The following is a 24,016-nucleotide window of genomic DNA, read 5'->3' on the forward strand; positions in this document are numbered from 1 at the left end:
TGGTCGTGCCGCTCGCGGAATCAGGTGCCGAATCCATTCGATAGCTTAGGCGCAAAGTGACAGCAGGCCGCCTGGTTGCCGCTGAATCTTGCCCTCAAGCTCCAGATCGACCAACACAGGGCCGACTTCGCCCGCAGATGCAGCGATGTCCCGGATCAACTGGTCTTCCGCGATCGGAGATGGGCCAAGTCGAGTCAGAATCGCCTCGTGCAAGGCTTGGGGCGTGAATTCGGCTGAGTCTGCGTCGGGTCCAAGCGGTGGGATTTGTTGGGCAGAAGATTGTAGCTGTTGCTTGGGCAAAGCATCAATCACGTCTTCTGCATTGCGGACGAGTGTCGCCCCGTCTCGGATCAGCAGATTGCATCCTGCCGCGCGGGCGTCAAAGGGATGGCCGGGCACGGCCAGAACCTCGCGCCCTTGGTCCAGGGCGTCCCGCGCGGTGATCAAGCTGCCGGATTTCGCCGCGGCCTCGACAACGACCACTGCCTGCGCCAGACCCGAGATAATGCGATTGCGGCGTGGAAAATGTCGTGCCTGAGGCGTTGTGCCCATCGGTTGTTCAGACAGGCGAAGTCCGGCGTCTGCGATATCTCGCGCCAGATCGGCATTTTCGGCCGGATAGATCACATCAACCCCACCTGCCAACACTGCCACAGTACCGGTCGCCAACGCGGCGAGGTGCGCCGAGGTGTCAATGCCGCGGGCAAGCCCCGAGACCACGACATAGTCTTGCTTACCCAGATCCGTCGCCAACGCCCGCGCCATGCGCGCGCCCAGCGAAGAACAGTTCCGTGCCCCGACCATTGCAACTGCCCGGCGTTTCAAGATCGACGGATCGCCGATTGCCCAAAGCATCGGGGGCGCATCCGAAAGGTCACATAACGCGTAAGGGTAATCGGCGGCCCCAAGGCACAAAAGCCGCGCTTTAGCGACCTTTGCGGCCTTGAGCTCCGCCTCAATTACGCCGGGCGGGCAGATTTCATAATCCTCGATCCCGGCAGCGCGCGCCATTTCCGGCAACGCGGCCAGCGCGTTCTGCGCCGAGCCATGTTCGCGCAATAAGCGCCGGAATGTTGCCGGCCCTACTTTGCGTGAGCGCAACAGACGGAGCCAGGAAAACCGGTCCTCTTCCGTGGTGGGTGGGAGTGGGGGGTGATTGGAAGAAAGCTGCTCTTCGGTCATCCGATGCTCCGCCTGATTGCAAAACTGGTTTACGGTGCAGCGGGTTAACAGCCTGTGAATCTTAGAAAATTAGATCAGTATTTTTCGAACCCATCCCTCGGAGAGATGATTATGTCATTGAAAGAAAGAAAGAAAATTCGTGCGAATTATCTTGGCTCACATATCCATGGATGAGTTTTTGATTTGACGCGAAGGGTAGTGTGTTAACCCTTCGCGCCTCGATTCTCATTTTGGGCCGACTCAGGTGGCAGAGCCGCCCACAGTCAGCCCATCCATCAAAACGGTAGGTTGGCCGACACCGACCGGCACCCATTGCCCATCCTTGCCACATGTGCCCATGCCGGGATCCAGCGCCATGTCATTGCCCAGTCCCCGAATGCGTTTTAGCGCCGAGGGGCCGTCGCCAATCAGCGTCGCGCCTTTGACCGGAGCGCCGATCTTCCCGTTCTCGACACGATATGCCTCGGTGCAGGAGAACACGAACTTGCCGTTGGTGATGTCGACCTGGCCACCGCCGAAGCCCACAGCCCAGATGCCGTCTTTGATATCTGCCACCAACGAGGCCGGATCGGCATCGCCACCCAACATGATCGTGTTGGTCATGCGCGGCATCGGTTTATGGGCATAGCTTTGACGCCGGCCGTTCCCGGTTGGAGCAACGCCCATCAGGCGTGCGTTCTGGCGGTCCTGCATATATCCGGTGAGGATTCCATCCTCGATCAGAACTGTACGCGAACTGGGTGTACCCTCGTCATCCACTGATATCGAACCGCGTCGGTCTGCAATCGTCCCATCATCCACGACTGTTACACCTTTCGAAGCGATCTGCTGCCCCATCAGCCCGGCAAAAGCGGAACTGCCCTTGCGGTTGAAATCACCTTCAAGCCCGTGGCCGATGGCCTCGTGCAACAGAATACCGGGCCATCCGGGGCCCAACGCGACTTCCATCACGCCGGCAGGTGCAGGGACGGCATCCAGATTGACCATCGCGATCCGCAGAGCCTCACGCGCCTTATCTTGCCAGTCTGAGGGATCGATCAAGCCATCCAGCCCAACACGTCCGCCACCTCCGGCAGAGCCGCTTTCGCGCCTGCCGTTCTGTTCTACGATAACCGAGATGTTCAGGCGGGTCATCGGGCGTATATCGCGCACCTGCACACCATCGGGGCGAAGAATCTCGACCTCCTGCACTGCAGCGGCAATCGTGGCGCTGACTTGCACAACCCGGGAATCCAGATCACGGGTAAAAGCGTCTATCTCGCGCAGTGTCTCGATTTTGACCGGGAAGGCGGCGGATTCGATCGGGTCTTCATCGGTATATAATCTGGTATTGGTGGCACGTGGTGGCCCGGCCAGCGTCCCACCACCATCGCCGACCGCCAACCGCGCGGTTTCGGCTGCACGCTTCAGAGAGGGAATCGAAACATCCGTTGAATGCGCGTATCCAGCCACTTCACCCTGCACCGCGCGAAGACCGAACCCCTCGGAAGCGTCGTAAGAGGCCGTGCGTAATCGACCGTCATCAAACACCAAAGATTCGGATTTGCGCCGTTCTACGAACAGTTCCCCATCCTCGGCGCCATCAGTTGCAGCCTTCAGTACAGCAAGCGCTTCATCCTTCGGAAGAACGCTTTCAAACGGGCGAAACGGGGCCTGTGTCATCAGTTGTGACCTTTCGGGTTTGATCCAGATCAAAAATAGCGTCTGTTTGACGCAAGCATTTTGCTTTATCTACCCGACGGAATATGGTTTTTAACGCGGCCAAAGACAACGGGAGAGGTGCGACCGATTCACACCTTTTCGCGAGAGACGCAAAGATCAAACGATCAGGACAGAAAATGAAGAATGCTTTGATGCTTTCCGGGCTTGCTACGGCCCTCTCCAGCCTTCCCGCCATGGCTCAGGAGCTTGAGATTATTGGCAAGCCGGTTGACGGCGGCATGGGGTTCCAGCCTGCTGCCACCAGCCTTGCCGAAGGGATTCAGTCGCTGGACAACATGATTCTGGTGATCATCACCGCGATCTGTGTGTTTGTTGCGGGTCTGCTGGTTTACTGCATCGTACGCTACAACCAGCGCGTAAACCCGAACCCGGCTCGGTTCTCGCATTACACTCCGGTTGAGATTGCCTGGACTTTGGGCCCGATCCTGATTCTGGTCTTCATCGGGGCTTTCTCGCTGCCGGTTCTTTTTAAGCAACAAGAGATTCCCGAAGGCGACATCACCATCAAAGTCGTGGGGAACCAGTGGTACTGGACCTACGAATATGTCGATCATGACTTTGCCTTCGATAGCTATCTTCTGGGCCACCCGGCCACCCTCGACGAGGGCGCGCGCCCGGCGGATGCCGACGTAACACCGTTTGTTCTGGACGATGCGATGCGGGCGAAGCTGGCCGATGCAGGCTATGGCGAAGACGAATGGCTGCTCGCCACCGACACCGCGGTCGTTGTTCCGGTCGGCAAGATTGTCGTGATGCAGGTTACCGCATCGGACGTGATCCATTCCTGGACCATTCCTTCGTTCGGCGTGAAGCAGGACGGCGTTCCTGGTCGTCTGGCCGAACTTTGGTTCGAAGCAGACAAGGAAGGCATCTATTTCGGACAGTGCTCTGAGCTGTGCGGTAAAGACCATGCCTATATGCCAATCACTGTCAAAGTGGTCAGTGAAGAGGCATATGAACAGTGGCTGCAGGGCGCGCTTGAAGAGTATGCCGGTCAGCCTGCTTCCTACCAAGTGGCCTCGAACTAAGCCCTTTGCGGCCTAGATAAACACATGCGGGCTGCGCGGAAATCGCGCAGCTTTTGCCCCGAAAAGGACCGGATATGAGCGACGCAAGCTTCAATGCCAGCACCGTCTCTGCGCAGACCCGCGCGGACGAGGCCAGCTTTGGCGATTATTTCGCCCTGCTGAAGCCGCGCGTGATGTCGCTGGTCGTATTCACGGCTTTGGTCGGACTGCTTGCGGCTCCGGTTCCGATACATCCATTTGTTGGCTTTTGCGCCATCCTGTTCATCGCTATTGGTGGCGGTGCATCCGGCGCGCTGAACATGTGGTGGGACGCGGATATCGACCGCGTGATGAAGCGCACCAAAGGCCGTCCAATCCCCTCTGGCAAAGTCGAAGAAGGCGAGGCATTGGCGTTGGGTCTGGCTCTGTCTGGCCTGTCCGTGATTATGCTGGGTTTGGCAACCAACTGGTTTGCAGGGGCGTTTCTGGCCTTCACTATTTTCTTCTATGTTGTCGTCTACACGATGTGGCTGAAACGCTCGACGCCTCAGAACATCGTCATTGGTGGTGCCGCGGGGGCGTTCCCGCCGGTCATCGGATGGGTCGCGGCCACTGGCTCGATGACGCTCGAACCGTGGTTGATGTTTGCCCTGACATTCATGTGGACACCTCCGCATTTCTGGGCGTTGGCCTTGTTCATGCGCTCGGACTATGACGATGCCGGGGTGCCGATGTTGACCGTCACCCATGGTCGACGCGCGACGCGCTGGCATATTCTGGTTTATACCGCGTTGCTGGCGTTGCTGGCGGTGGGGACTGCGTTCTCGGATATCGGAGGCCCGATTTATCTGGTCGTTGCGCTGGTTCTGAATGGCTTGTTTCTGCGGGGGGCCTGGCAGATTTCTCGTCGAAACGAAGACGATTCGGAGGCCGACAACTTCAAGGTCGAACGCAGTTTCTTCAAACTGTCGCTGCTGTACCTGTTTCTGCATTTCGGCGCGATTCTCGTCGAGGCCCTGTTGAAACCTTACGGATTAGGAGGCTGGTCATGAGCCTGCGCAAAACTCACGAACTTCACCAAAGACGGTTCAGCCGCAATCTGGGCGTCGGCCTGACACTGGCCGCGTTTATCGTGATCATCTTCGGCCTGACAGTCGTCAAGGTCTCGAACACAGATTTTAGTCTGGCGACGCAGCAGGTGCAGAACTGATGAAGTTGACGGGGCCACAGAAAACGGTCGCGCAACTGGTCGGCGTCGTCGTCCTTATGGGCGGTTTGGCATGGGCAGCGGTGCCGTTTTATAATTGGTTCTGCCGGGTCACGGGGTATGGAGGGACCACGGGGGTTGCCGAGAAAGCCCCTGATGACATTCTCGACCAAGTGGTGACGGTCCGATTTGATGCCTCCAAGGCCAAGGGTATGCCGTGGGAATTCAAGCCGGTCGAACGCGAGATGAAAATACGTATCGGTGAGACAGGTCTGGCGTTCTACGAAGCGTACAACCCAACCGACAAGCCCGTCGCAGGGCAGGCGTCCTACAACGTGGCGCCCTATTCCGCCGGGGGGTATTTTCAGAAAATCGCCTGTTTCTGCTTCGATGAACAGGTGTTGGAGCCGGGTGAGCGAGTCGAGATGCCCGTTACGTTCTTCGTCGATCCCGAACTGATCGAAGATCCCGAAGCAAAATATGTGCATACGATCACGCTGTCGTATACATTCTATGAGATTGATCTGCCCGAGGGCTATGCCGCCCTTGACGTGCAGGCTGAGACAAACAAGAACTAACGCCTGTAGGTGAGGGACGCTGATGGCACACGCAAAAGACCATGATTACCACATTCTGAACCCGTCAATCTGGCCACTGATCGGCGCGGTAAGCGGATTTGTGATGCTGTTCGGGGCCGTTCTTTGGATGCACGGGATCACCCCGTGGATCTTCTGGATGGGGCTGGTCGGGGTTCTTTATACCATGTTTGCATGGTGGTCCGAAGTCGTGGTCGAAAGCCGTCAGGGCGATCATACGCCGGTCGTGCGTATCGGCCTGCGCTACGGCTTTATCCTGTTCGTGATGTCCGAGGTGATGTTCTTCTTCGCCTGGTTCTGGTCGTTCTTCAAACATCGCATGTATCCGATGTACGACTATGCCGGTACTGAATACATCCAGCCGGATATCCACGCCGTTGATCCGTTCCACCTGCCACTGATCAACACTTTGGTCCTGTTGTTGTCGGGCTGCGCAATTACTTGGGCCCACCATGCTCTTGTACACAATAACGACCGCAAGGCACTGGTACAGGGGTTGTCCATCGGCATCGCACTGGGCGTAGCGTTCACCCTCCTGCAAGGCTATGAGTATTATGAGCTGCTGGCCCATGAAGGCTGGAAGTTCGGTGGCGATCAGTTCTATTCGAACTTCTTCATGGCAACCGGTTTCCACGGCGCGCATGTGATTATCGGCACCATCTTCCTATCGGTCTGTCTGATCCGCGCCCTGAAGGGGGACTTTACGCCCGAGAAACACGTCGGTTTCGAGGCTGCCGCATGGTATTGGCACTTCGTTGACGTCGTCTGGCTGTTCCTGTTTTTCGCCGTCTACATCTGGGGTCAGGCCCCGCTGATGTAACGCCACGCAGGTGATCCAATTGCAAAAGCCGCCCCACGGGGCGGCTTTTTCTCAATCAGGGGCGCAAGATTGCGCCCCATACAATTACATGGTTGCACTTCGGTTCACGTGCCCCTTAACAAGGCGCCGGTTCCCGCAACAAGGTCTGATCCCAATATGCGTCGCATTCTGTTTCTGCTGATCTTCGGCTTTGCCGGTCTGGGCCTGCTGCTGTCGCTGGGCATTTGGCAACTGCAGCGGCTGACCTGGAAACAGGAGGTGCTGGCCGAGATCGAAAGCCGTATCGCTGCCGATCCTGTCGCTTTGCCATTGCAGGTGTCCGAAGATGCGGACAAATACCTGCCGGTGACGGTCACAGGCGAGATCGAACCGGGCGAGATCCACGTTTTGGTTTCGGTCAAGCAGGTGGGGCCGGGGTATCGGATCATCCAGTCCTTTGCCACCGACGACCGGACTATTCTGGTGGATCGCGGCTTTGTGCCGACCACAGCCAAGCAGGCTGATCGCCTGACTGGCCCGATGGAAATCACCGGCAACCTGCACTGGCCCGATGAAGTCGATGGCTACACGCCTGACGCAGATATTGACGGCAACATCTGGTTCGCCCGTGATGTGCCCAATCTGGCCGCCGCGCTGGGGGCTGAGCCGGTGTTGCTAATTGCACGCTCGGAAACCGATCCGAATGTAACGCCAATGCCGGTGAATACGGCGGGCATCCCCAACGATCATTTGCAATATGCAATCATCTGGTTTGGTCTTGCTCTGGTCTGGGCCGCAATGACCGGATACTTCCTGTGGCGCAGCCGTGCCAATTCCGAAAGTGACGCGACATGAAATACATCTCGACCCGCGGGCAGGCGCCCGAACTGACCTTTGAAGAGGCGATGCTGACCGGACTGGCCCGCGATGGTGGTCTGTACTTGCCCGCTGAAATTCCGGTGATGTCGCAGGACGAAATTGCTGCGTTGGCTGGCCTGTCCTATGAGGAAATCGCATTCCGCGTGATGTGGCCTTATGTGAGCGGCTCGTTCTCCGATGATGAGTTCAAAGATATCATAGCGCGCGCTTATGAGGGCTTTGGCCATGACGCCCGCGCGCCGTTGAAGCAGCTGAACGAGAACCATTTTCTGCTGGAGCTGTTTCACGGCCCCACGCTGGCCTTCAAAGATTTCGCCATGCAGCTAATCGGCCAGCTGTTCCAGGTCGCGCTCAAACGGCGCGAAGATCGCGTGACCATTGTCGGCGCGACGAGCGGGGACACCGGTTCTGCCGCCATCGAGGCGTTCCGTGGGCTGGACGCGGTGGATGTGTTCATCCTGTTCCCACATGGCCGTGTTTCAGAAGTGCAGCGCCGTCAGATGACTACGCCTGCAGACAATAATGTGCACGCTTTGGCGGTAGACGGCGATTTCGATGACTGTCAGGCCGCGCTCAAAGACATGTTCAACGACTTTGATTTCCGCGACGGTGTGAAACTTGCAGGCGTCAATTCGATCAACTTCGCCCGCGTGTTGGCACAGATCGTTTACTATTTCTCCGCCGCCGTCAGCCTCGGCGCGCCACATCGCAAGGTCAGCTTCACCGTGCCGACAGGGAATTTCGGCGATATCTTCGCAGGCTATCTGGCCAAACGCATGGGGCTGCCCATCGATCGTCTGGTGGTGGCGACCAACCAGAACGACATTCTGCATCGCTGTCTCTCCGGCGAGGGGTATTTCAAGGGCGATACGATCCCCTCAATCAGCCCTTCGATGGATATTCAGGTTAGCTCGAACTTTGAGCGCGCACTGTACTACGCCTATGGCGAAGATGGCGGCGCAGTCGCTCAATTGATGGATGAACTCAAGAGCGGAGGCTTCAATGTCAGCCAAGGCGCAATGGAGGCTCTGCGAGAAAGCTTTGACTCGGGCCGCGTTTCTGAGGACGAGACGCTTGAGACGATCAGGCGCACCATGGTCCACAGCGCCGAGTTGGTTTGTCCGCACACCGCCGTTGGGATCAAAGTGGCTGAAGACCACCGCGCTGCCGATGTGCCCATGATCACGCTCGCAACCGCGCATCCCGCGAAGTTCCCGGCGGCGGTCGAGAAGGCAAGCGGCGAACATCCGCCTCTTCCATCCCGCATGTCTGATCTGTATGAACGACCGGAACGGGTGACCCGAGTTGCGAACGATCTGGGTGCCCTTGAGGATCATATCAGAAGGCATATTGCTGAGTGACAGTCAGACAGGACCAACTGAAGAACGGATTTCGTATCGTCAGTGAACATATGCCGGGGCTGCAATCTGCGGCCATCGGCATCTGGGTAACCGCCGGTGGGCGGCACGAGCGGATCGAGCAGAACGGTATCGCGCATTTCCTTGAGCATATGGCGTTCAAGGGAACCCAGCGGCGTTCTGCGCTGCAAATCGCCGAAGCGATCGAGGATGTGGGCGGGTACATCAATGCCTATACCTCGCGCGAAGTTACGGCCTATTATGCACGCGTACTGAAGGACGATGTGGCGCTGGCCATGGATGTCATCGGCGACATCGTCATGAACCCGGTATTCGACCCGCGCGAGATCGAGGTCGAGCGCGGAGTGATCCTGCAAGAGATTGGTCAGGCCTATGATACGCCGGACGATGTAATCTTTGACTGGCTGCAAGAGCAGAGCTATCACGACCAACCCCTTGGCCGCACCATTCTGGGCCCGACCGAGCGCGTCAGTGCGTTTTCCCGTGAGGACTTGTCGGGTTTCGTGGCCGAACACTACGGGCCGGAACAGATGATCCTGTCTGCAGCTGGAGCTGTGGACCACGATGCGCTGATGAAACTGGCCGAAGAGATGTTCGGCCACCTGCAGCCGCGCAAGGGTCTGATCCCCGACGCTGCGCGGTTCACTGGTGGTGAGGCGCGGCAGGAGAAAGAACTGGAGCAGGCGCATTTCGCGCTGGCGCTGGAAAGTCCGGGCTATCGCGATGATGCGATCTATACGGCCCAGATTTACTCGACCGCTCTGGGTGGAGGCATGTCCTCGCGCCTGTTTCAGGAAGTGCGCGAAACTCGCGGGCTTTGTTATACAATCTTTGCTCAGACCGGTGCTTATGCGGATACCGGTACGACAACGATTTACGCAGGCACCTCGGCCGATCAGGTGGGCGAATTGGCGACGATTACCATCGACGAGATGAAGCGCGCTGCCGAAGACATGAGCGCAGAAGAGGTTGCCCGCGCGCGGGCCCAGATGAAGGCCGGGATGCTGATGGGGCTGGAAAGCCCGTCGAACCGGGCCGAACGTCTGGCGCGGCTGGTGCAGATCTGGGGACGTGTGCCCTCGCTTGAGGACACCGTGGCCAAGATCGATGCGGTCAGCACTGAGGACGTGCGTGCCTTTGCCGAAGACATGGCAGTCAAAGCCCCTGCAGCGCTGGCGCTGTATGGGCCGGTCTCGGGCGCACCGACGCTGGTGGATCTGCAGGAGAGGCGTGCGGCGTGATGCTGTTAGGCAGACGCAAGCTGAAACTCGAAACCGAGCGCTTGACGCTGCGCCCGCCCATGCATTCCGACTTCAACGACTGGACCGCCTTGCGGCGTGCTTCAAAGGACTATCTGGTGCCGTGGGAGCCGGTTTGGGCCAAGGACCATCTGAGCCGAAAGTCGTTTACCAACCGGGTCTATTGGGCCCAGCGCTCAGTCGCGGGTGGTACGGCGATACCTCTGTTCCTGTTTCGTCGCACAGACAATATTCTGCTGGGGGCGATCACGTTGGACAATGTTCGCCGTGGTCCGGCGCAGGCTGGCACCTTAGGCTATTGGACCGGGCAGGCCTTTGCGCGTCAGGGGTTCATGCGCGAAGCAATTGGCGCCGTTGTTCATCACGCCTTCACCCGTCTGGATTTAAGCCGGATCGAGGCCGCGTGTTTGCCTGAGAACAAGGCCTCTCGCGGTCTGCTGGAAAGCTCAGGCTTCAAATACGAAGGCGTGGCGCAGTCTTATCTGCAGATCAATGGGCGCTGGCGAACACATGTTCTGTATGCCAGCTTAAGGTCCGATCGTCGGGGCAAGACTGAGGCAGGCTAGAGGGCTCTGCCGCCAGGCATGGCAAGCCTCCTGTCCTGGAGATATCCGTGGCCAGATCAACAAGGGCATGACTTGTTGGCCCATTGCGCTACACTTGCCCTATGTGGCGGTTTGTTGCGGGACTGATGATGATTGCAGGCGGGGCTGTGGCGCAGGAGCGGCGGCCTAGTCACTGCATCGCCATCGCAGATGCGGCACCGGGGATTGAATATCTTCACAAAGCGGCGTGGCAGGATCCCGTGCCCGAGTTTTCGGTTCGTATCAGCTATGTCGCGCATGCATCGTTTCTGATCCAGACACAGGGCGGGCTGAACGCGGTGACCGATTTCACCGGTTTTATCGGCGGCGCTGCGCTAATTCCTGACGTGGTCACAATGAACCATGCGCACAGCACCCACTGGACTGCCCATCCCGATCCGGCCATCCCGTATGTCTTGCCGGGCTGGGGAGAGTTCGGCGAAGGCATCGAGCACCATCTTGATCTGGGTGAGATGCTGATTCGCAATGTGTCGACCGATATCCGTTCGGCCTATGGCGGTATTGAAGATCGCGGAAACTCGATCTTTGTGTTCGAGGTCGAAGGGTTGTGCATCGGCCATCTGGGGCATCTGCATCACATTCCGTCGGATGAACAATTCGCTGCACTGGGTCGGCTGGATGTGGTCATGGCGGCGGTGGACGGAGGCACCACGATGCCCTTGCCCGAGATGGTTCAGGTTCTGAAACGCCTCAAAAGCTCGGTCATTATCCCGATGCATTGGTTCTCGGACTTTTCGCTCCAGCGGTTTTTGGTGGATATTCGGGATGAATTCCCGGTTGAACGGGATGGGGTGTCCGAGATTGTCGTCTCGTTGCGCACGCTGCCCGACAGGCCGACGGTTGTGGTGCTGGAGCCTCAGTACCTGATAGAGCTGGAATAGGGCTTGTCGCGGCCCGTGGCCTTTGGCAGGGAAGAGCCATGAAACTGAACCCTGCAGACAGCCGCCTTGCCGAAGCAATCAGAGCCCGATTGGGTGCTGACGTTTTGCGCCCGATTGCAGATCGTTACCTTGAAGAGCCGCGTCAGCGGTTTGTCGGGCAGCCCGGTTTGCTTGCCTTGCCGCGCACCGTGGAAGATGTGTCGGCTTTGGTGCAATTGGCCGCAGACGCTCGGGTGCCTGTTGTCCCTTATGGCGGCGGCACCGGTCTGGTAGGAGGGCAGGTTGTTCCGGATGGTCCCGCCCCTTTGATCGTTTCCCTGGAACGGATGACGGCGATACGGGCGACTTACCCCACCGAGAACATACTTGTGGCCGAGGCCGGTGCCATTCTGGCCGACGTCCAGACTGCCGCTGAAGACGCGGACCGTCTATTTCCCCTGTCGCTGGCTGCGCAGGGTTCTTGCCGGATTGGCGGCAATCTGGCCACTAATGCGGGTGGCGTGAATGTGCTGCGCTATGGCAATGCACGCGATCTGTGCCTGGGGCTTGAAGTGGTATTGCCCAGTGGTGAGATATGGCACGGGCTTAGCCGGTTGCGTAAGGACAACACCGGTTATGACCTGCGTAACCTGATGATCGGGTCCGAAGGGACACTTGGCATCATTACGGCGGCGGCGTTGAAGTTGTTCCCGCGACCCAAGGGCGTTGGAACCGCAATGTTTCAGGTCTCCTCACCCGAGGCTGCCATTGATCTGTTGTCAGTGGCGCGGGATCAAGTGGGGGAAGCGGTCAGTACGTTTGAGCTGATCCATGGGCAGGGCCTCGAATTCCTGACCGAGGTTTTGCCCGACGTGCGGCAACCCTTTGAGGCAACACCGGAATGGAGTGTGTTGATCGAGCTGGGCTTGTCGGTCGGCCAAGACCCTTCGGACATGCTTGAGGCGATTTATGTCGCCGCTGATGAGCGCGATCTGGTCCGCGATGCGGTCATCGCGCAGAGCGAAGCACAGCGGTCCGAACTCTGGGCCGTGCGCGAGCGCATCCCCGAGGCCAACCGGCTGATCGGATCAGTTTCCAGCCATGATATCTCGGTCCCGATTTCCCGCATTCCAGAGTTCATTCGGCGCGGTGCGGATGTGGTGGCCGGGCAGGGGCCGTTTCGCGTAAACTGCTTTGGACATCTGGGCGACGGTAATCTGCACTATAACGTGTTTCCACCCGCCGGGCAGGATAAGGCGGATTTTGTCGCACAGCGGGGCGCGGTCAAACGCGCGGTACATGATCTGGTTCATGAATTTGGTGGATCGGTCAGCGCCGAACACGGTGTGGGTCGGCTCAAAACAGATGATCTGGAACGCTATGGTGATCCGGTCAAGTTGCAGGCCATGAGGGCGATTAAAACAGCGCTTGATCCTCAGGGGATTATGAACCCCGGGGCGGTTCTGGCTTAATAGACGCGCCCCGGACGTATACCGGGGCGCTGCGGTTCTTTACGACGCGGGCAGAATGACCTTGTCGATCACATGGATCACGCCGTTCTAGGCTTCGATATCGGCTTGCACAACGTTGGCATCATTCACCATGACGCCATTGTCGAGATCGATGGTGATATCTCCGCCCTGCACGGTGGCGGCGGTCATGTCATCGGACAGATCACCCGACATCACTTTGCCCGGGACAACGTGATAGGTCAGCACTGCGACCAACTGGTCCTTGTTTTCGGGCTTCAGAAGATTTTCGACCGTGCCCTCGGGCAGCGCTGCAAAGGCCTCATCCGTTGGGGCGAAAACGGTGAACGGCCCTTCGCCTTTCAGCGTTTCAACCAGTTCGGCGGCCTGAACGGCAGCGACGAGCGTTTCAAAACTGCCCGCGCCCACCGCAGTATCGACGATATCCTTGGCGTGCCCATCTGCCAAAGCAGAGGTGGTCAACAGAAAACTGGCAACTCCAGCAACAGCGAATTTGCGCAACATGACATGATTTCCCTTGTTGAGAATGCCTTAGGTGGCATCATTCGGGGTACGCAGTCAGGTCGCGACAAGATCACAGAATCCAGAGGCAACTGTTTCTTGAATGTGACCCCAATCGCGCTAAGCCTGCGGCGCACGCGATTTCCAGTCACGAGTTTGTGAAGTTTGTGGAGTTCAGAGCCCTTCGAACTCGCACAGAACGTGTACGTCCATGCCCAAATCTTCCAGCGCTTTGCGACCACCCAATTCGGGCAGATCGATGATGAACGCGCATGAGATGATCTCGCCGCCCAGCCGTTCGATCAGCTTGATCCCCGCGGCGGCGGTGCCTCCGGTAGCCAGAAGATCATCAACGACCAGGATCTTCTCACCCGGCTGGATGGCGTCATCGTGAATTTCGACGATCGCCTCGCCATATTCCAGCTTGTAGTCCTGGCTGATCGTGGTGCCGGGCAGTTTGCCCTTTTTGCGGATCGGCACGAATCCAACGCTCAGCTGGTGGGCAATCGCACCGCCCAGAATAAAGCCGCGCGCCTCAAGGCCCACAACTTTGTCGATTCGCTCACCGGCGTAAGGGTGCAACATCTGGTCGATTGCCATGCGGAACCCACGCGGGTCGGCAAACAGGGTGGTGACATCGCGGAACATGATCCCTTCATGCGGGAAATCGACGATGGTCCGAATGTAATCCTTGACCGTTTTGTTTCTGGACATGGGCCACCCCTTTGGCATCAAACACGCGCGGGGTATTTCGCCCATAAGGTGCGGTCATGCAAGAGAACTCTGGCCCCTGCGGCTACTTGCTGCGGCCGCGCATGGCGTTAGGCAGGCCGTAGTAGCGATACAGCGCGTTCGGAAGCCAGGATAGGTGCGGCTTGCGCCAGTTGCGTTGATCCCGAAGAAGAATGGCTTGCGCGACATGAAGGTTCATTGCTTTAATCTCACTTTTGCTGTTATGTGCCCGATATCTACATATTATATGCTGTGTATATACAATGCATCGCACTTAGAATCAAGGGCAGGACGGGGACTGGACGTGTGACCAAGAAAGATGGAAAGAAATCTACGAAGAAAAACAGTCAGTTGGTTTTGCGCCTCGACAAGGATGAGCGCGACGCGTTCGTCGAGTTGTGCAGGGATCTGGACACCTCTGCCGCCCGCGAAATCCGCCGGTTTATCCGGGGGTTCATGAAGGAAAACGCTGAAAACTGAAATCACGCCGGGCGGCGCAGAACCGCTGTGGCGATGCCCATTCCGATCAGGGTCAACCCTCCGAACCGGGTCATGGTCGTGATGACATTCGCACGTCCGATCATACGGCGCAGCTTGTCCGCCAGCAGCGCATAGGCCAGCGCGTTCAGCCCCGCGAGACCCACAAATGTTGCGATCAGGATCGCGAATTGCGGACCCAAAGGTTCGGCTGGACGCAAGAATTGCGGTACGAAAGCGATGAAGAAGGCAATGGACTTCGGGTTCAGCGCGGTGACTGCAGCGGCATGGCCAAAAACACTGCGGGCGGTCACGTCACGTTCGGTTTCAATTGCTTGCAGCCCGCCCGACGGCGCGCTGCGCAGGAGTTTGACACCCAGCCAGACCAGATAGGCTGCCCCAACCCATTTCAGCACGGTAAACAGTGTGGCAGAGGCCAGCACCAGCGCCCCCAGCCCCAGCAGCGACGCGGTCATCGCCACCAAATCCCCCAATGCGACCCCAGTGGCCGAAGCAACCGCCACACTGCGTCCTTTCGACAGCGCATAGCTAAGCACCAGCAACACGGTCGGGCCTGGGATCAGCAGCAGCGCGGTCGAAGCGGCCACAAAGGCCAGCCAGATTTCAATGGACATGGAGTATCCTATTAGAGTGTTTCCCACAGCAAGCCTTGGCACGACGTATTGGTCAAGGCTTTGCGGGCGCATTCTCGTGGTGAAACACCGACTCCAACGGGTTGGCGTTCGGATTTGCGAAGCCGGGGTCGCCTAAATACCGAGGACATGGGGCAGGGAATTCAGGCGTGCAATGCGATCTGGGATTGCCGCAACAGGTTTAAGATTGGATGAAGCTTGGCTTATGCATCTTGAAACGCCTCCAATGTACCCCACTCTCGCAATGCGACCCAAAGGAGGGAGCCATGGTTCAAACCCAACACGCTGAGGCCGATACCGGCCGCGCCAGATCCGGAGTCGAGCGCCTCAAAAGCATCTTGGTAGGACTGCTGTTGACCGGGGCGATCTTGTATGCGGGCGTCCTCGGATACATGTTTTTCAACCAGCAATCTCTGCTGTACAAACCCGAAGGTACGTTACCGGATCCGGCTTCGGTGGGGTTGGCGGATGTTGATGCGCTGTCGCTGACAATGGCTGATGGTACTGCCCTGACGGTCTGGGCTGCACCCGCTGCAATCCCGGATGCACCGACCGTCCTATTCTTCCACGGCCAAAGCGGCAATCTGGGGGACCGTGCTGAACGGCTGCGCGAAATCCTCAACTCGGGCTACGGGCTGCTTGCCCCCAGCTATCGCGGCTTTCCGGGCAGCGAAGGCGAGCCCTCGGAACTGGCGCTGATCTCTGATGGAGTTCAGCTCTATGACAGGCTGGCGGGTCAGGGCAAAGCTGTGGTGCTGCACGGTCAGAGCCTCGGCACCGGCATTGCTGCCGCTGTGGCAGCCGAGCGTCCCGATGCAGAACTTCTGGTGCTTGAGGCCCCGTTCACTGCAACCGTTGATGTCGCGGCGGAACGCTATCCTTTCCTGCCGGTCTCAGCCTTGATGAGGGATCAGTTCGCCACACGTGATCTTATCGAACAGATCTCGGTGCCGACGTTGATTTTTCACGGCACCGAGGATGAAACTATTCCACTGCATCACGGAAAAGCTCTGGCCGAGATGTCCGATACCGCGCAGATTTACGTGATCCCCGACGGTACCCACAACGATTTGTGGTCGCATGGCCTATGGGACGAGGTGCAAAAGAAACTGTCGCAGTACTGAGTTTATAACACCCGCCCAGCCACAGCATCCAGCTTGGCCAACAATTCCGGATCGCGCTTTTCAGGCGCGGTCAGGATGGCATACTCCAGCGCCTGGTCGCAGCCATGCGGGCAGGGCGCACGGTCGGTCCCCAGCATAGCGGGCAGACCTTTGACCAATGCCCGGCCTTTTTCCGCATTGCCGGTCAGCGTGGCGATGATGGCGGCCACGTCGACTTCACCGTGATCAGGGTGCCAGCTGTCATAGTCGGTGACCATGGCAATTGAGGCATAACAAAGCTCGGCCTCGCGTGCGAGTTTCGCTTCGGGCATGTTGGTCATGCCGATCACGTCGCACCCCCATTGTTCGCGATATAATTTGGATTCCGCCAATGACGAGAATTGCGGTCCTTCCATCGCCAGATAGGTTCCACCTCGGTGGATGGTGATGCCAGCCGTCTTGCCTGCAGTCTCACAAGCGTCCGACAGGCGCGGGCAGGTCGGATGCGCGACACTGACATGGGCGACGCAGCCAGTCCCGAAAAAGCTCTTTTCACGGGCAAATGTTCGATCGATGAACTGATCCACGATCACGAAATCACCCGGCGCCAAATGTTCGCGGAACGACCCGCAGGCCGAGACCGAGATCACATCCGTTACGCCAAGCCGTTTCAACGCGTCGATATTGGCGCGATAGGGCACCTCGGTCGGCGAGTGCACATGTCCGCGACCGTGACGCGGCAAGAAGGCCATTTCGACCCCATCCAGCGACCCGGTCAGGATCTGATCCGACGGATCGCCCCATGGCGTTTCTACTGTGACCCACTCGGCATTCTCCAGACCATCGATGTCATAAATGCCCGATCCTCCAATGACGGCGATTTTTGTTTGGGTCACGAGTGCTCTCCGTTGAAAATTCCTGCTGTGTGAGTTCTGCGGGCCACAGCTTCATTTGACAAGTGGGTTCAACGGTTTGTGTGCGCTTGGGTCAAGCTATGCGCACGGCGCATATCAGGGTCCCGCCTGGCGCGGTATCTCAAGACCGGTTTGACCGCTAGAAGGCCCCTTTCGCGCGAACAAAACCGACCAACAGGACCGATCCATGCCCCGAGCCATGCTGGCAAGCTTTGCCAATCGTATAGCCAAACCCGATTTGCGCTGGGTCCCGGATGAGGGATTGACCTTTTCCCGCCTGCGGATCGAGTTGCTGTCCGGTCTCACCGTCGCCTTGGCGCTGGTCCCCGAAGCCGTGGCCTTTGCCTTTGTCGCCGGGGTGCACCCTCTGGTCGGGCTTTATGCCGCATTCCTGGTTGGTCTGATCACTGCGTTGATCGGTGGTCGCCCCGGCATGATCTCGGGCGCAACCGGGGCGCTTGCGGTTGTCATGGTCGCATTGGTTGCGCAGCACGGGGTCGAATACCTGTTCGCTACAGTGGTGCTGATGGGGATTATGCAGATTATCGCAGGAGCGATGCATTGGGGCCGGTTCATCCGTCTTGTGCCGCACCCGGTGATGCTGGGCTTTGTGAACGGCCTGGCGATTGTGATCTTTCTGGCGCAGCTGGGGCAATTCAAAGTGCCCGGAACCATGGAAAATACCGGCCACGGCATGGGCGGTGGCGAGTGGCTTTCGGGCCTACAGCTCTACACAATGCTGGGTCTGGTCGCTCTGACCATGGCTGTGATCTGGATCATGCCCCGCATCACCCGCGTCATCCCAGCGCCTCTGGCCGGGATTTTTGTTGTCGCTGCTTTGGTCATTGGCATTGGGCTGGACGTCCCGCGTGTCGGTGATCTGGCTTCGATCGAAGGCGGCCTGCCCAGCTTCCATATACCTATGGTGCCGCTGAACTGGGAGACCTTTGAAATCATCCTGCCCTATGCCCTGATCCTTGCCGCAATCGGTCTGATTGAATCCCTGCTGACGCTAAACCTTGTGGGTGAGATCACCGGCAAGCGCGGTGGTGCTTCGCAGGAATGTATCGCGCAGGGCACAGCGAACGTAGTCACCGGTTTCTTTGGTGGTATGGGCGGTTGTGCGATGATCGGTCAGTCGATGATCAACGTGAAGTCAGGCGGGCGCACGCGTATCGCAGGTATCGCTGCAGCGCTATTTCTGTTGCTCTTCATCCTGGTGGGTTCGCCTCTGATCGAGCAGATTCCACTGGCCGCACTTGTCGGTGTGATGTTCATGGTGGTGATCGGAACCTTCGCCTGGAATTCGCTGAAGATCATGCGCAAGGTGCCTTTGATGGATGCGTTCGTGATCGTACTGGTGACAGTCGTCACCGTGATGGAAGACCTTGCGGTGGCTGTTGTGGTAGGTGTGATTGTCTCTGCCCTGGCTTATGCATGGAATAACGCCAAACGCATCCACGCGGTTACGCGCGACTCGGAAACGGAAGAAGGGGCGAAGGTCTATGAAATTCAGGGCCCGCTGTTCTTTGGCTCGTCCGAGGGCTTCGTGGAGCTGTTCGACGTAACAAACGACCCCGAGACCGTCATCATCGACTTTGCAGCCAGCCGTGTCGTGGACCAATCCGCGCTGCAGGCTATCGAAAACATCGCCGCCAAATACGAAGCGGCTGGCAAACGCGTCATGCTGCGGCACCTGAGCCGTGACTGTCATACACTGCTGAACAAGGCCGGCCATCTGATGGTCGACAGCGATGATGACCCGGATTACGAACTGGCTGTGGATTATTCGGTCCGCACCGGTATTCTGGGCGGGCACTGAATACGCGAAAGGGCGGCCGGATTGGCCGCCTTATATCTCAGAAGCAATGCGCTCCAACGCATCGATATTGCCTGAAAGCAAGGCATCTTCGGCCCGAGTGATTGTTTCTGCGGGCCAATCCCACCATCGCAAGTCTTGCAGCCTTTCAATCACATCGCGATCAAAACGATAGCGCCGGACTTTTGCCGGATTGCCGGTAACGACTGCATAGGGTGGAACCTGACCCCGCACGACCGAGCCTGCGCCAACAATCGCGCCATTTCCGATCTGCGCTCCGGGTAAAATCAAAGCTCCGTAACCGATCCAGACATCGTGCCCGATAACGGTATCACGTGTATCAGGCTGGTAGCCTGACATGCGATCCGGATCGAAGATTGGAAATGGAAAGCAGGTCAAGCCATCGGTCGCGTGATTTGCGGAGGCAGTGATAAACCTTACTCCATGAGCGATTTGGCAGAACTTGCCCAGCATCAGCTTTTCTTCTGAAAAGGGAAACAGATACGGAGCAAGCCGCTGCGCCCAGTCCTTCGGCGCATCGAAATCCGAAGCATAAGTGTAAGCTCCTGCCTCAAAGCGGGGATGATCGATGGCCTGAGACAGAAACACTGTTCCGTTGTGGCTAGAGCCGTCGGGCAGAACAATCGGATATCTGCGTGTAGGATCAGGCAGTGGCATTAGTCATCCGGGCGTGAAAGGCTGAACAATTCTGTCACCATAGAATAGTCCCGATAACCCAACCGCGCGAGCGGGTTGAATGAGGTCACGTCAAATTTGCCGTCACGGATGTGGTCATCGTGCAGGTGCACACCAGTGACCTCTCCGAACACCACCCGATTGGACTCACCCGGCAGAGTTACGATCTGAGTGAGTTTGCATTCCAGCGCTGCGGGCGCTCCCTCGACCCGAGAGCAATTTATGGTTTCGCATTCAACGGGTGTCAGCCCAGCATGAGTGAACTCGTCGACGTGCTTTTCCAAACCCTCTGAGCTGGCATTCATTGCGTCGCGATGCGCATGGGCCACCACGTTGACGCAGAATACCTTCGTGGCCACGATATTGGCGATGCTGTCCTTGCCGCCATCCTGATCGTGTTTGGAGCCGGTTGAGGCGAACATCACCTGAGGCGGTGTATAAGCGACACCATTGAAGAAGGAATACGGGGCCAGGTTGTTGATCCCGTCAGCATCGCGCGTCGAAATCCAGCCGATCGGGCGTGGGGTTATGATGGCGTTGAAGGGGTTGTGCGGCAGGCCGTGGCCGTCTTCGGGGCGATAGAACATATGGACTCCAAGCGTTTGCCCAAGGCCTATCGAAGTGCTAGGGCGATTTCCAGCAAGGATAAGAGGGCGCGCGTGCAGCAATTCAAGATCAGGCCGGAAGAGCCGGAAGACTGGTGGGAGGTCGAAGCGCTCTATGACCTGTGCTTTGCTCCGGGGCGCGAGGCGTTGTCGTCCTATCGTCTGCGCGATGACGTGCCGCCTGTCGCTGGCCTGTCGCAGGTCGCGCGCGATGGGCAGGGCATTCTGGCTGGTGCGATCCGGTTTTGGCCCGTGCATGTGGGTGAACATGACGCGCTGCTGCTAGGTCCAGTGGCGGTCCACCCGACCCATCAAGGCGAAGGGTTGGGCGGATATCTGATCCATCAGGGGGTAGAGGCCGGGCGCGCCAAAGGGTGGGATCGCGTCATGCTTGTGGGCGATGCGCCCTATTATGCCCGGTTCGGGTTCACCCCGCTGACGGGTGTCGAAATGCCCCCGCCCACCAACCCTGATCGCATACTGGGTTTGGAACTGACCCCCGGAGTTTGGTCCGAAATTCAGGGGCTTGTTAGGCGCTGGACCCGTTGACCCATTGAAAACCCGCTGCAAAGTCCCGATGTTTTCAGGACAGGAGGGCACAGATGCAGGACGTGGTTCTTGTCGAAAAACTCGATCCCGAGGCCGAGCTTGATCGGCTTGCGCAGCTGTACGGTGCGGCAGGTGGCGCAGGAGTGAATCTGCTGAACAAGCTTGGTGGTTCGGCGGAATCCTTATTGGATCAGTTACCTAAGCCGGTGCGAGAAGGTCTGACCGAAGCAACCGAACAGGCGCTTTGGCTTGCCATGCATGCGGCCGAAGGCTCTCGGCGTGCCGTGCCGGACCAGAAACCATGGGTCAACACAGCCTTGACTACTGCCATGGGCGCAGCCGGAGGTCTGGGTGGAGTGTCCACAGCACTTGTCGAGCTGCCCGCGACAACCGCCATGATGCTGCGCGCGATCCAAGGCGCAGCGATGCGGGAAGGATTTGATCCGACCGCCGAGAACGTGAAATTCGACTCGATCCGAGTGTTGTCAGCCGCAGGTCCTTTGGCCGAGGATGACGGGGCTGATCTGGGCTTTTTCTCAATGCGCATGACCCTGAGCGGACCGACCATGCAACGCCTCATTGCGATGGTGGCGCCGCGCCTGTCCTTAGTGCTGGGCCAGAAGCTGGCGGCGCAGTCTGTACCGTTGCTTGGGGCGCTTGCCGGGGGCGGTACAAATTTTGTCTATACCCGCTACTACCAGCAGATCGCGCATGTGCATTTTGGGCTGCGTCGATTGGCGATTGATGCCGACATACCTCATGACGAGCTGGTGCGGCGCTTGTCGGGGCGGATGGCTCTTAATAAGGGCGCTTTCCCGTAAAGCTTGGCAGACTCTGCCGGATATGATAAATATCACTTTATAAACCGCAACATAAGCGGAGCGAGCAGTGGATATGAACCGTGTTTGACGGGCGCAGTAGTGGTGCGATTGCCGGGCTTTCGGCAGAAAACCTCTCCCTTTCCGGGGCGCTGCCTGTTTATGCTCAATCCGCTGCGCTTTGCTATCGAACCAATGATGACCTGCCAGAGATTTTGTTGATCACAACGCGCAGGGCGCGGCGCTGGATCATCCCGAAGGGGTGGTTGATCAACGGGCTGACCCCGTCTGAAACAGCCGCCCGCGAGGCCTGGGAAGAGGCTGGTGTTTTGGGGCAGTGCGGAAGCGAAAGCCTTGGTCGGTTTGCCTATATCAAGAACCGGCCTGGCAAGCCATCGGCGCTGTGTCTAGTTGATGTGTTTCCGCTGCATGTGCAGCGATCCGAGGCGCATTTTCCCGAAGCGGGTGAGCGCAGGCGCAAATGGGTTTCGCCCAAAAAGGCGTCATCGAAAGTGGCGTCGCCTGATCTCGCCGCGCTTTTGGGTGGATTCGGGCTGCACCGGCAGTAGCGCGACAAGATCAAGACTTGATATTGCCATGTTGGTCGGTATCTATTCGCCAACCGGATTTTGGATGTGATATGATTCAATACGCATTGAAATGCAGCAATGACCACAGCTTTGACAGTTGGTTTCAATCCGCAGCCGGCTTTGACAAACTGTCAGCGGCCGGGTTGGTAACCTGCGCGGTCTGCGGCTGCGACAAGGTGGAAAAGGCGGTGATGACACCGCGTGTCCGACCTGCGCGCAAGGCGGTGACCGAGGTTGCACCAGAGCAGCCTTCTGCGGATGAGATCAGCATGGCAACACCTTCGCCCGAGATCGCTGAGGTCCTCAGCGAACTGCGTCGAAAGGTCGAGGAAAACTCGGACTATGTGGGCAAGGATTTCGCCAAAGAAGCCCGCAAAATCCATCTGGGGGATGCGCCCGAGCGCGCGATCTATGGTGAGGCCAAGCCCGAAGAGGCGCAATCGCTGATTGAAGACGGCGTGCCGGTCGCACCGTTGCCGTTTGTTCCTAGCCGCAAGACCAACTGACCCATGCACATCGTTATTACGGGCACGAACCGAGGGATCGGGAAATCCATTGCGGATCAGTATCGTGCAGAAGGTCATGAAGTGACCGGAACTGCCCGGGACGGTAGCGCAGATATCGTGCTGGATGTCACGGACCCAGAACAGCACGCTGCAATGGCCGAGCAACTGCGAGGCCGCCAGATTGACCTGCTGATCTGCAATGCGGGCGTTTATCTGGACAAAGGACACGACATTAGTGGCTATCCCGCCGAGATGTGGGCGCAAAGCTTCGCCGCCAACGTGACAGGCGTGTTTCTTACCATCCAGTCCTTGTTGCCGAACCTGTGTACCGCGCGGGGCCGGATCGCCATCGTTTCGTCTCAGATGGCGTCACATACGCGCGCGCCGGGTGGCAGCTATATCTACCGTGCGTCAAAGGCGGCGGCGCTGAATTTGGGCCGCAACCTAGCGACTGACCTACAGGCGGATGGCATTGCGGTGGGAATCTACCATCCGGGCTGGGTGCAGACGGACATGGGCGGATCTGCAGCAGAGATCACGGTCGATCAGGCGGCAAACGGCTTGATCGAGCGATTTGCGGCTCTCTCGCTCGATACTACCGGTTGTTTTGAAACCTGGGATGGTCGGGCGCACCCTTACTGAGAGTTCAGGGCCGCCTTGGGGATTTCGTAGACTTCACCGGGATCAATGAAGATCACCATGATATCACCGCGTGTCTCATAGGTCAGTTTCGATGTCGAACTGCTGGAATCCGGCACACCTTTGGTGAAGTAAATCCGCCGAACCTCGCCAGTGTTCAACTGAACCGCCAACGTCGCCGTTCCATCTTCGCGCTTCCGCAATTCGGCCGGACAACTGGCCAGTGTATCACCTGCCAATGCAGCGCATGGAACGGTGCCTAATGAGTTCTCGCCATCCGTTCCCGATAGGGTGGCCACTTGGGCATTTGCGGCAGTCGAAACCAGGCTTAGGGCAAGGGCAAAGCGGAACATTGAAATCCTCTTGGAATAAGACTTTGACCGAACGCTTACACCACGCACGACCAAAGTAAAGCACTGCGGTGCAGAC

At 58.2% G+C, this 24,016-nt stretch carries 29 protein-coding genes; 19 read left to right on the forward strand and 10 right to left on the reverse strand.

Annotated features, from left to right (window positions below; translation table 11 throughout):
- Nucleotides 1-45: 45 nt before the first annotated feature.
- Both dprA and tldD read right to left on the reverse strand, forming a co-directional pair.
- Nucleotides 46-1,182 (reverse strand): DNA-processing protein DprA, encoded by a 1,137-nt coding sequence (dprA, locus tag ACR0NM_RS00730; RefSeq protein WP_480612758.1) that lies wholly within the window; start codon nucleotides 1,180-1,182, stop codon nucleotides 46-48.
- Nucleotides 1,183-1,422: 240 nt separating this feature from the next.
- Complete coding sequence (tldD, locus tag ACR0NM_RS00735) at nucleotides 1,423-2,844, reverse strand: metalloprotease TldD (RefSeq protein WP_480612760.1); 1,422 nt, start codon at nucleotides 2,842-2,844, stop codon at nucleotides 1,423-1,425.
- 176 nt (nucleotides 2,845-3,020) lie between these two features.
- Here tldD and coxB point away from each other — a divergent pair, with 176 nt between their 5' ends.
- From coxB to ACR0NM_RS00790, 11 genes are all read left to right on the forward strand, one after another.
- Entirely contained in the window at nucleotides 3,021-3,932 is a 912-nt protein-coding gene (coxB, locus tag ACR0NM_RS00740) for a cytochrome c oxidase subunit II (RefSeq protein ID WP_480612762.1), read from the forward strand.
- A gap of 74 nt (nucleotides 3,933-4,006) precedes the next feature.
- The gene (gene cyoE / locus ACR0NM_RS00745; protein ID WP_170397322.1) at nucleotides 4,007-4,963 is read left to right on the forward strand and encodes a heme o synthase; all 957 of its coding nucleotides are present in this window, start codon (nucleotides 4,007-4,009) and stop codon (nucleotides 4,961-4,963) included.
- Complete coding sequence (locus tag ACR0NM_RS00750) at nucleotides 4,960-5,121, forward strand: hypothetical protein (RefSeq protein WP_170397320.1); 162 nt, start codon at nucleotides 4,960-4,962, stop codon at nucleotides 5,119-5,121. Before cyoE ends, ACR0NM_RS00750 begins: the two co-directional genes overlap by 4 nt.
- Complete coding sequence (locus tag ACR0NM_RS00755; RefSeq protein ID WP_170397318.1) at nucleotides 5,121-5,696, forward strand: cytochrome c oxidase assembly protein; 576 nt, start codon at nucleotides 5,121-5,123, stop codon at nucleotides 5,694-5,696. The genes ACR0NM_RS00750 and ACR0NM_RS00755 overlap by 1 nt, the downstream gene beginning before the upstream one ends.
- Nucleotides 5,697-5,718: 22 nt before the next feature.
- The gene (locus ACR0NM_RS00760) at nucleotides 5,719-6,534 is read left to right on the forward strand and encodes a cytochrome c oxidase subunit 3 (protein WP_170612133.1); all 816 of its coding nucleotides are present in this window, start codon (nucleotides 5,719-5,721) and stop codon (nucleotides 6,532-6,534) included.
- A gap of 156 nt (nucleotides 6,535-6,690) precedes the next feature.
- Entirely contained in the window at nucleotides 6,691-7,368 is a 678-nt protein-coding gene (locus ACR0NM_RS00765; RefSeq protein WP_480612764.1) for an SURF1 family protein, read from the forward strand.
- The gene (gene thrC / locus ACR0NM_RS00770) at nucleotides 7,365-8,753 is read left to right on the forward strand and encodes a threonine synthase (RefSeq protein ID WP_480612766.1); all 1,389 of its coding nucleotides are present in this window, start codon (nucleotides 7,365-7,367) and stop codon (nucleotides 8,751-8,753) included. The genes ACR0NM_RS00765 and thrC overlap by 4 nt, the downstream gene beginning before the upstream one ends.
- A complete protein-coding gene (locus ACR0NM_RS00775; RefSeq protein WP_480612768.1) occupies nucleotides 8,750-10,012 on the forward strand; it encodes a M16 family metallopeptidase in 1,263 nt (420 codons plus the stop codon). Before thrC ends, ACR0NM_RS00775 begins: the two co-directional genes overlap by 4 nt.
- Nucleotides 10,012-10,596, forward strand: a complete 585-nt coding sequence (locus tag ACR0NM_RS00780) for a GNAT family N-acetyltransferase (protein ID WP_480561164.1) — start codon at nucleotides 10,012-10,014, stop codon at nucleotides 10,594-10,596. The genes ACR0NM_RS00775 and ACR0NM_RS00780 overlap by 1 nt, the downstream gene beginning before the upstream one ends.
- 128 nt (nucleotides 10,597-10,724) lie before the next feature.
- Nucleotides 10,725-11,516, forward strand: coding sequence for an MBL fold metallo-hydrolase (locus ACR0NM_RS00785; protein ID WP_255612132.1), 792 nt, complete (start codon nucleotides 10,725-10,727; stop codon nucleotides 11,514-11,516).
- A gap of 38 nt (nucleotides 11,517-11,554) precedes the next feature.
- Nucleotides 11,555-12,967 carry an FAD-binding oxidoreductase gene (locus tag ACR0NM_RS00790; protein WP_170424276.1) on the forward strand — a complete coding sequence of 471 codons (1,413 nt, stop codon included), beginning with the start codon at nucleotides 11,555-11,557 and terminating at the stop codon, nucleotides 12,965-12,967.
- Between the two features lie 87 nt (nucleotides 12,968-13,054).
- Here ACR0NM_RS00790 and ACR0NM_RS00795 read toward each other — a convergent pair whose 3' ends face one another.
- The 3 genes from ACR0NM_RS00795 to ACR0NM_RS00805 all read right to left on the reverse strand — a co-directional run bounded on the left by ACR0NM_RS00795 (nucleotide 13,055) and on the right by ACR0NM_RS00805 (nucleotide 14,417).
- Nucleotides 13,055-13,489 carry a fasciclin domain-containing protein gene (locus tag ACR0NM_RS00795; protein ID WP_480612770.1) on the reverse strand — a complete coding sequence of 145 codons (435 nt, stop codon included), beginning with the start codon at nucleotides 13,487-13,489 and terminating at the stop codon, nucleotides 13,055-13,057.
- 171 nt (nucleotides 13,490-13,660) lie between these two features.
- Nucleotides 13,661-14,200, reverse strand: a complete 540-nt coding sequence (locus tag ACR0NM_RS00800; RefSeq protein WP_010441681.1) for an adenine phosphoribosyltransferase — start codon at nucleotides 14,198-14,200, stop codon at nucleotides 13,661-13,663.
- 82 nt (nucleotides 14,201-14,282) lie between these two features.
- On the reverse strand, nucleotides 14,283-14,417 hold the full coding sequence (locus ACR0NM_RS00805; protein ID WP_255612018.1) for a hypothetical protein: 135 nt from the start codon (nucleotides 14,415-14,417) through the stop codon (nucleotides 14,283-14,285).
- A 107-nt stretch (nucleotides 14,418-14,524) separates the two neighbouring features.
- On the opposite strand from ACR0NM_RS00805, the gene ACR0NM_RS00810 reads away from it, so the two are divergent.
- Nucleotides 14,525-14,698: a hypothetical protein gene (locus ACR0NM_RS00810; protein WP_170397300.1), complete on the forward strand. Its 174-nt coding sequence runs from the start codon at nucleotides 14,525-14,527 to the stop codon at nucleotides 14,696-14,698.
- 2 nt (nucleotides 14,699-14,700) lie between these two features.
- Here ACR0NM_RS00810 and ACR0NM_RS00815 read toward each other — a convergent pair whose 3' ends face one another.
- Nucleotides 14,701-15,330 (reverse strand): LysE family translocator, encoded by a 630-nt coding sequence (locus ACR0NM_RS00815; RefSeq protein ID WP_170397298.1) that lies wholly within the window; start codon nucleotides 15,328-15,330, stop codon nucleotides 14,701-14,703.
- A gap of 284 nt (nucleotides 15,331-15,614) precedes the next feature.
- Here ACR0NM_RS00815 and ACR0NM_RS00820 point away from each other — a divergent pair, with 284 nt between their 5' ends.
- Nucleotides 15,615-16,472 carry an alpha/beta hydrolase gene (locus ACR0NM_RS00820; protein ID WP_480612772.1) on the forward strand — a complete coding sequence of 286 codons (858 nt, stop codon included), beginning with the start codon at nucleotides 15,615-15,617 and terminating at the stop codon, nucleotides 16,470-16,472.
- 2 nt (nucleotides 16,473-16,474) lie between these two features.
- Here the strand turns inward: ACR0NM_RS00820 and ACR0NM_RS00825 are convergent, their stop codons facing one another.
- Nucleotides 16,475-17,347 (reverse strand): S-methyl-5'-thioadenosine phosphorylase, encoded by an 873-nt coding sequence (locus ACR0NM_RS00825; protein WP_480612774.1) that lies wholly within the window; start codon nucleotides 17,345-17,347, stop codon nucleotides 16,475-16,477.
- Between the two features lie 205 nt (nucleotides 17,348-17,552).
- Here ACR0NM_RS00825 and ACR0NM_RS00830 point away from each other — a divergent pair, with 205 nt between their 5' ends.
- Nucleotides 17,553-19,187, forward strand: coding sequence for a SulP family inorganic anion transporter (locus tag ACR0NM_RS00830; protein ID WP_170397293.1), 1,635 nt, complete (start codon nucleotides 17,553-17,555; stop codon nucleotides 19,185-19,187).
- A gap of 30 nt (nucleotides 19,188-19,217) precedes the next feature.
- On the opposite strand, the gene ACR0NM_RS00835 is transcribed toward ACR0NM_RS00830, so the two are convergent.
- Complete coding sequence (locus ACR0NM_RS00835; RefSeq protein WP_170397291.1) at nucleotides 19,218-19,862, reverse strand: CatB-related O-acetyltransferase; 645 nt, start codon at nucleotides 19,860-19,862, stop codon at nucleotides 19,218-19,220.
- Nucleotides 19,862-20,467: a flavin reductase family protein gene (locus ACR0NM_RS00840; protein ID WP_480612776.1), complete on the reverse strand. Its 606-nt coding sequence runs from the start codon at nucleotides 20,465-20,467 to the stop codon at nucleotides 19,862-19,864. Before ACR0NM_RS00840 ends, ACR0NM_RS00835 begins: the two co-directional genes overlap by 1 nt.
- 72 nt (nucleotides 20,468-20,539) lie before the next feature.
- On the opposite strand from ACR0NM_RS00840, the gene ACR0NM_RS00845 reads away from it, so the two are divergent.
- The 5 genes from ACR0NM_RS00845 (at nucleotide 20,540) to ACR0NM_RS00865 (ending at nucleotide 23,590) form a co-directional block, all read left to right on the forward strand.
- Nucleotides 20,540-21,034: a GNAT family N-acetyltransferase gene (locus ACR0NM_RS00845; RefSeq protein WP_170511441.1), complete on the forward strand. Its 495-nt coding sequence runs from the start codon at nucleotides 20,540-20,542 to the stop codon at nucleotides 21,032-21,034.
- 53 nt (nucleotides 21,035-21,087) lie between these two features.
- On the forward strand, nucleotides 21,088-21,855 hold the full coding sequence (locus ACR0NM_RS00850; protein WP_480612778.1) for an EcsC family protein: 768 nt from the start codon (nucleotides 21,088-21,090) through the stop codon (nucleotides 21,853-21,855).
- A gap of 80 nt (nucleotides 21,856-21,935) precedes the next feature.
- A complete protein-coding gene (locus ACR0NM_RS00855; RefSeq protein ID WP_480612780.1) occupies nucleotides 21,936-22,421 on the forward strand; it encodes an NUDIX hydrolase in 486 nt (161 codons plus the stop codon).
- A gap of 71 nt (nucleotides 22,422-22,492) precedes the next feature.
- Nucleotides 22,493-22,948, forward strand: a complete 456-nt coding sequence (locus ACR0NM_RS00860; RefSeq protein ID WP_480612782.1) for a DUF1178 family protein — start codon at nucleotides 22,493-22,495, stop codon at nucleotides 22,946-22,948.
- A gap of 3 nt (nucleotides 22,949-22,951) precedes the next feature.
- Nucleotides 22,952-23,590, forward strand: a complete 639-nt coding sequence (locus tag ACR0NM_RS00865; protein WP_170424264.1) for an SDR family NAD(P)-dependent oxidoreductase — start codon at nucleotides 22,952-22,954, stop codon at nucleotides 23,588-23,590.
- Here ACR0NM_RS00865 and ACR0NM_RS00870 read toward each other — a convergent pair.
- Nucleotides 23,584-23,940 carry a hypothetical protein gene (locus tag ACR0NM_RS00870; RefSeq protein ID WP_170397277.1) on the reverse strand — a complete coding sequence of 119 codons (357 nt, stop codon included), beginning with the start codon at nucleotides 23,938-23,940 and terminating at the stop codon, nucleotides 23,584-23,586. The two genes, ACR0NM_RS00865 and ACR0NM_RS00870, sit on opposite strands and share 7 nt — an antisense overlap.
- Nucleotides 23,941-24,016 lie beyond the last annotated feature (76 nt).

Source organism: Ruegeria sp. AF2 (assembly GCF_056542025.1).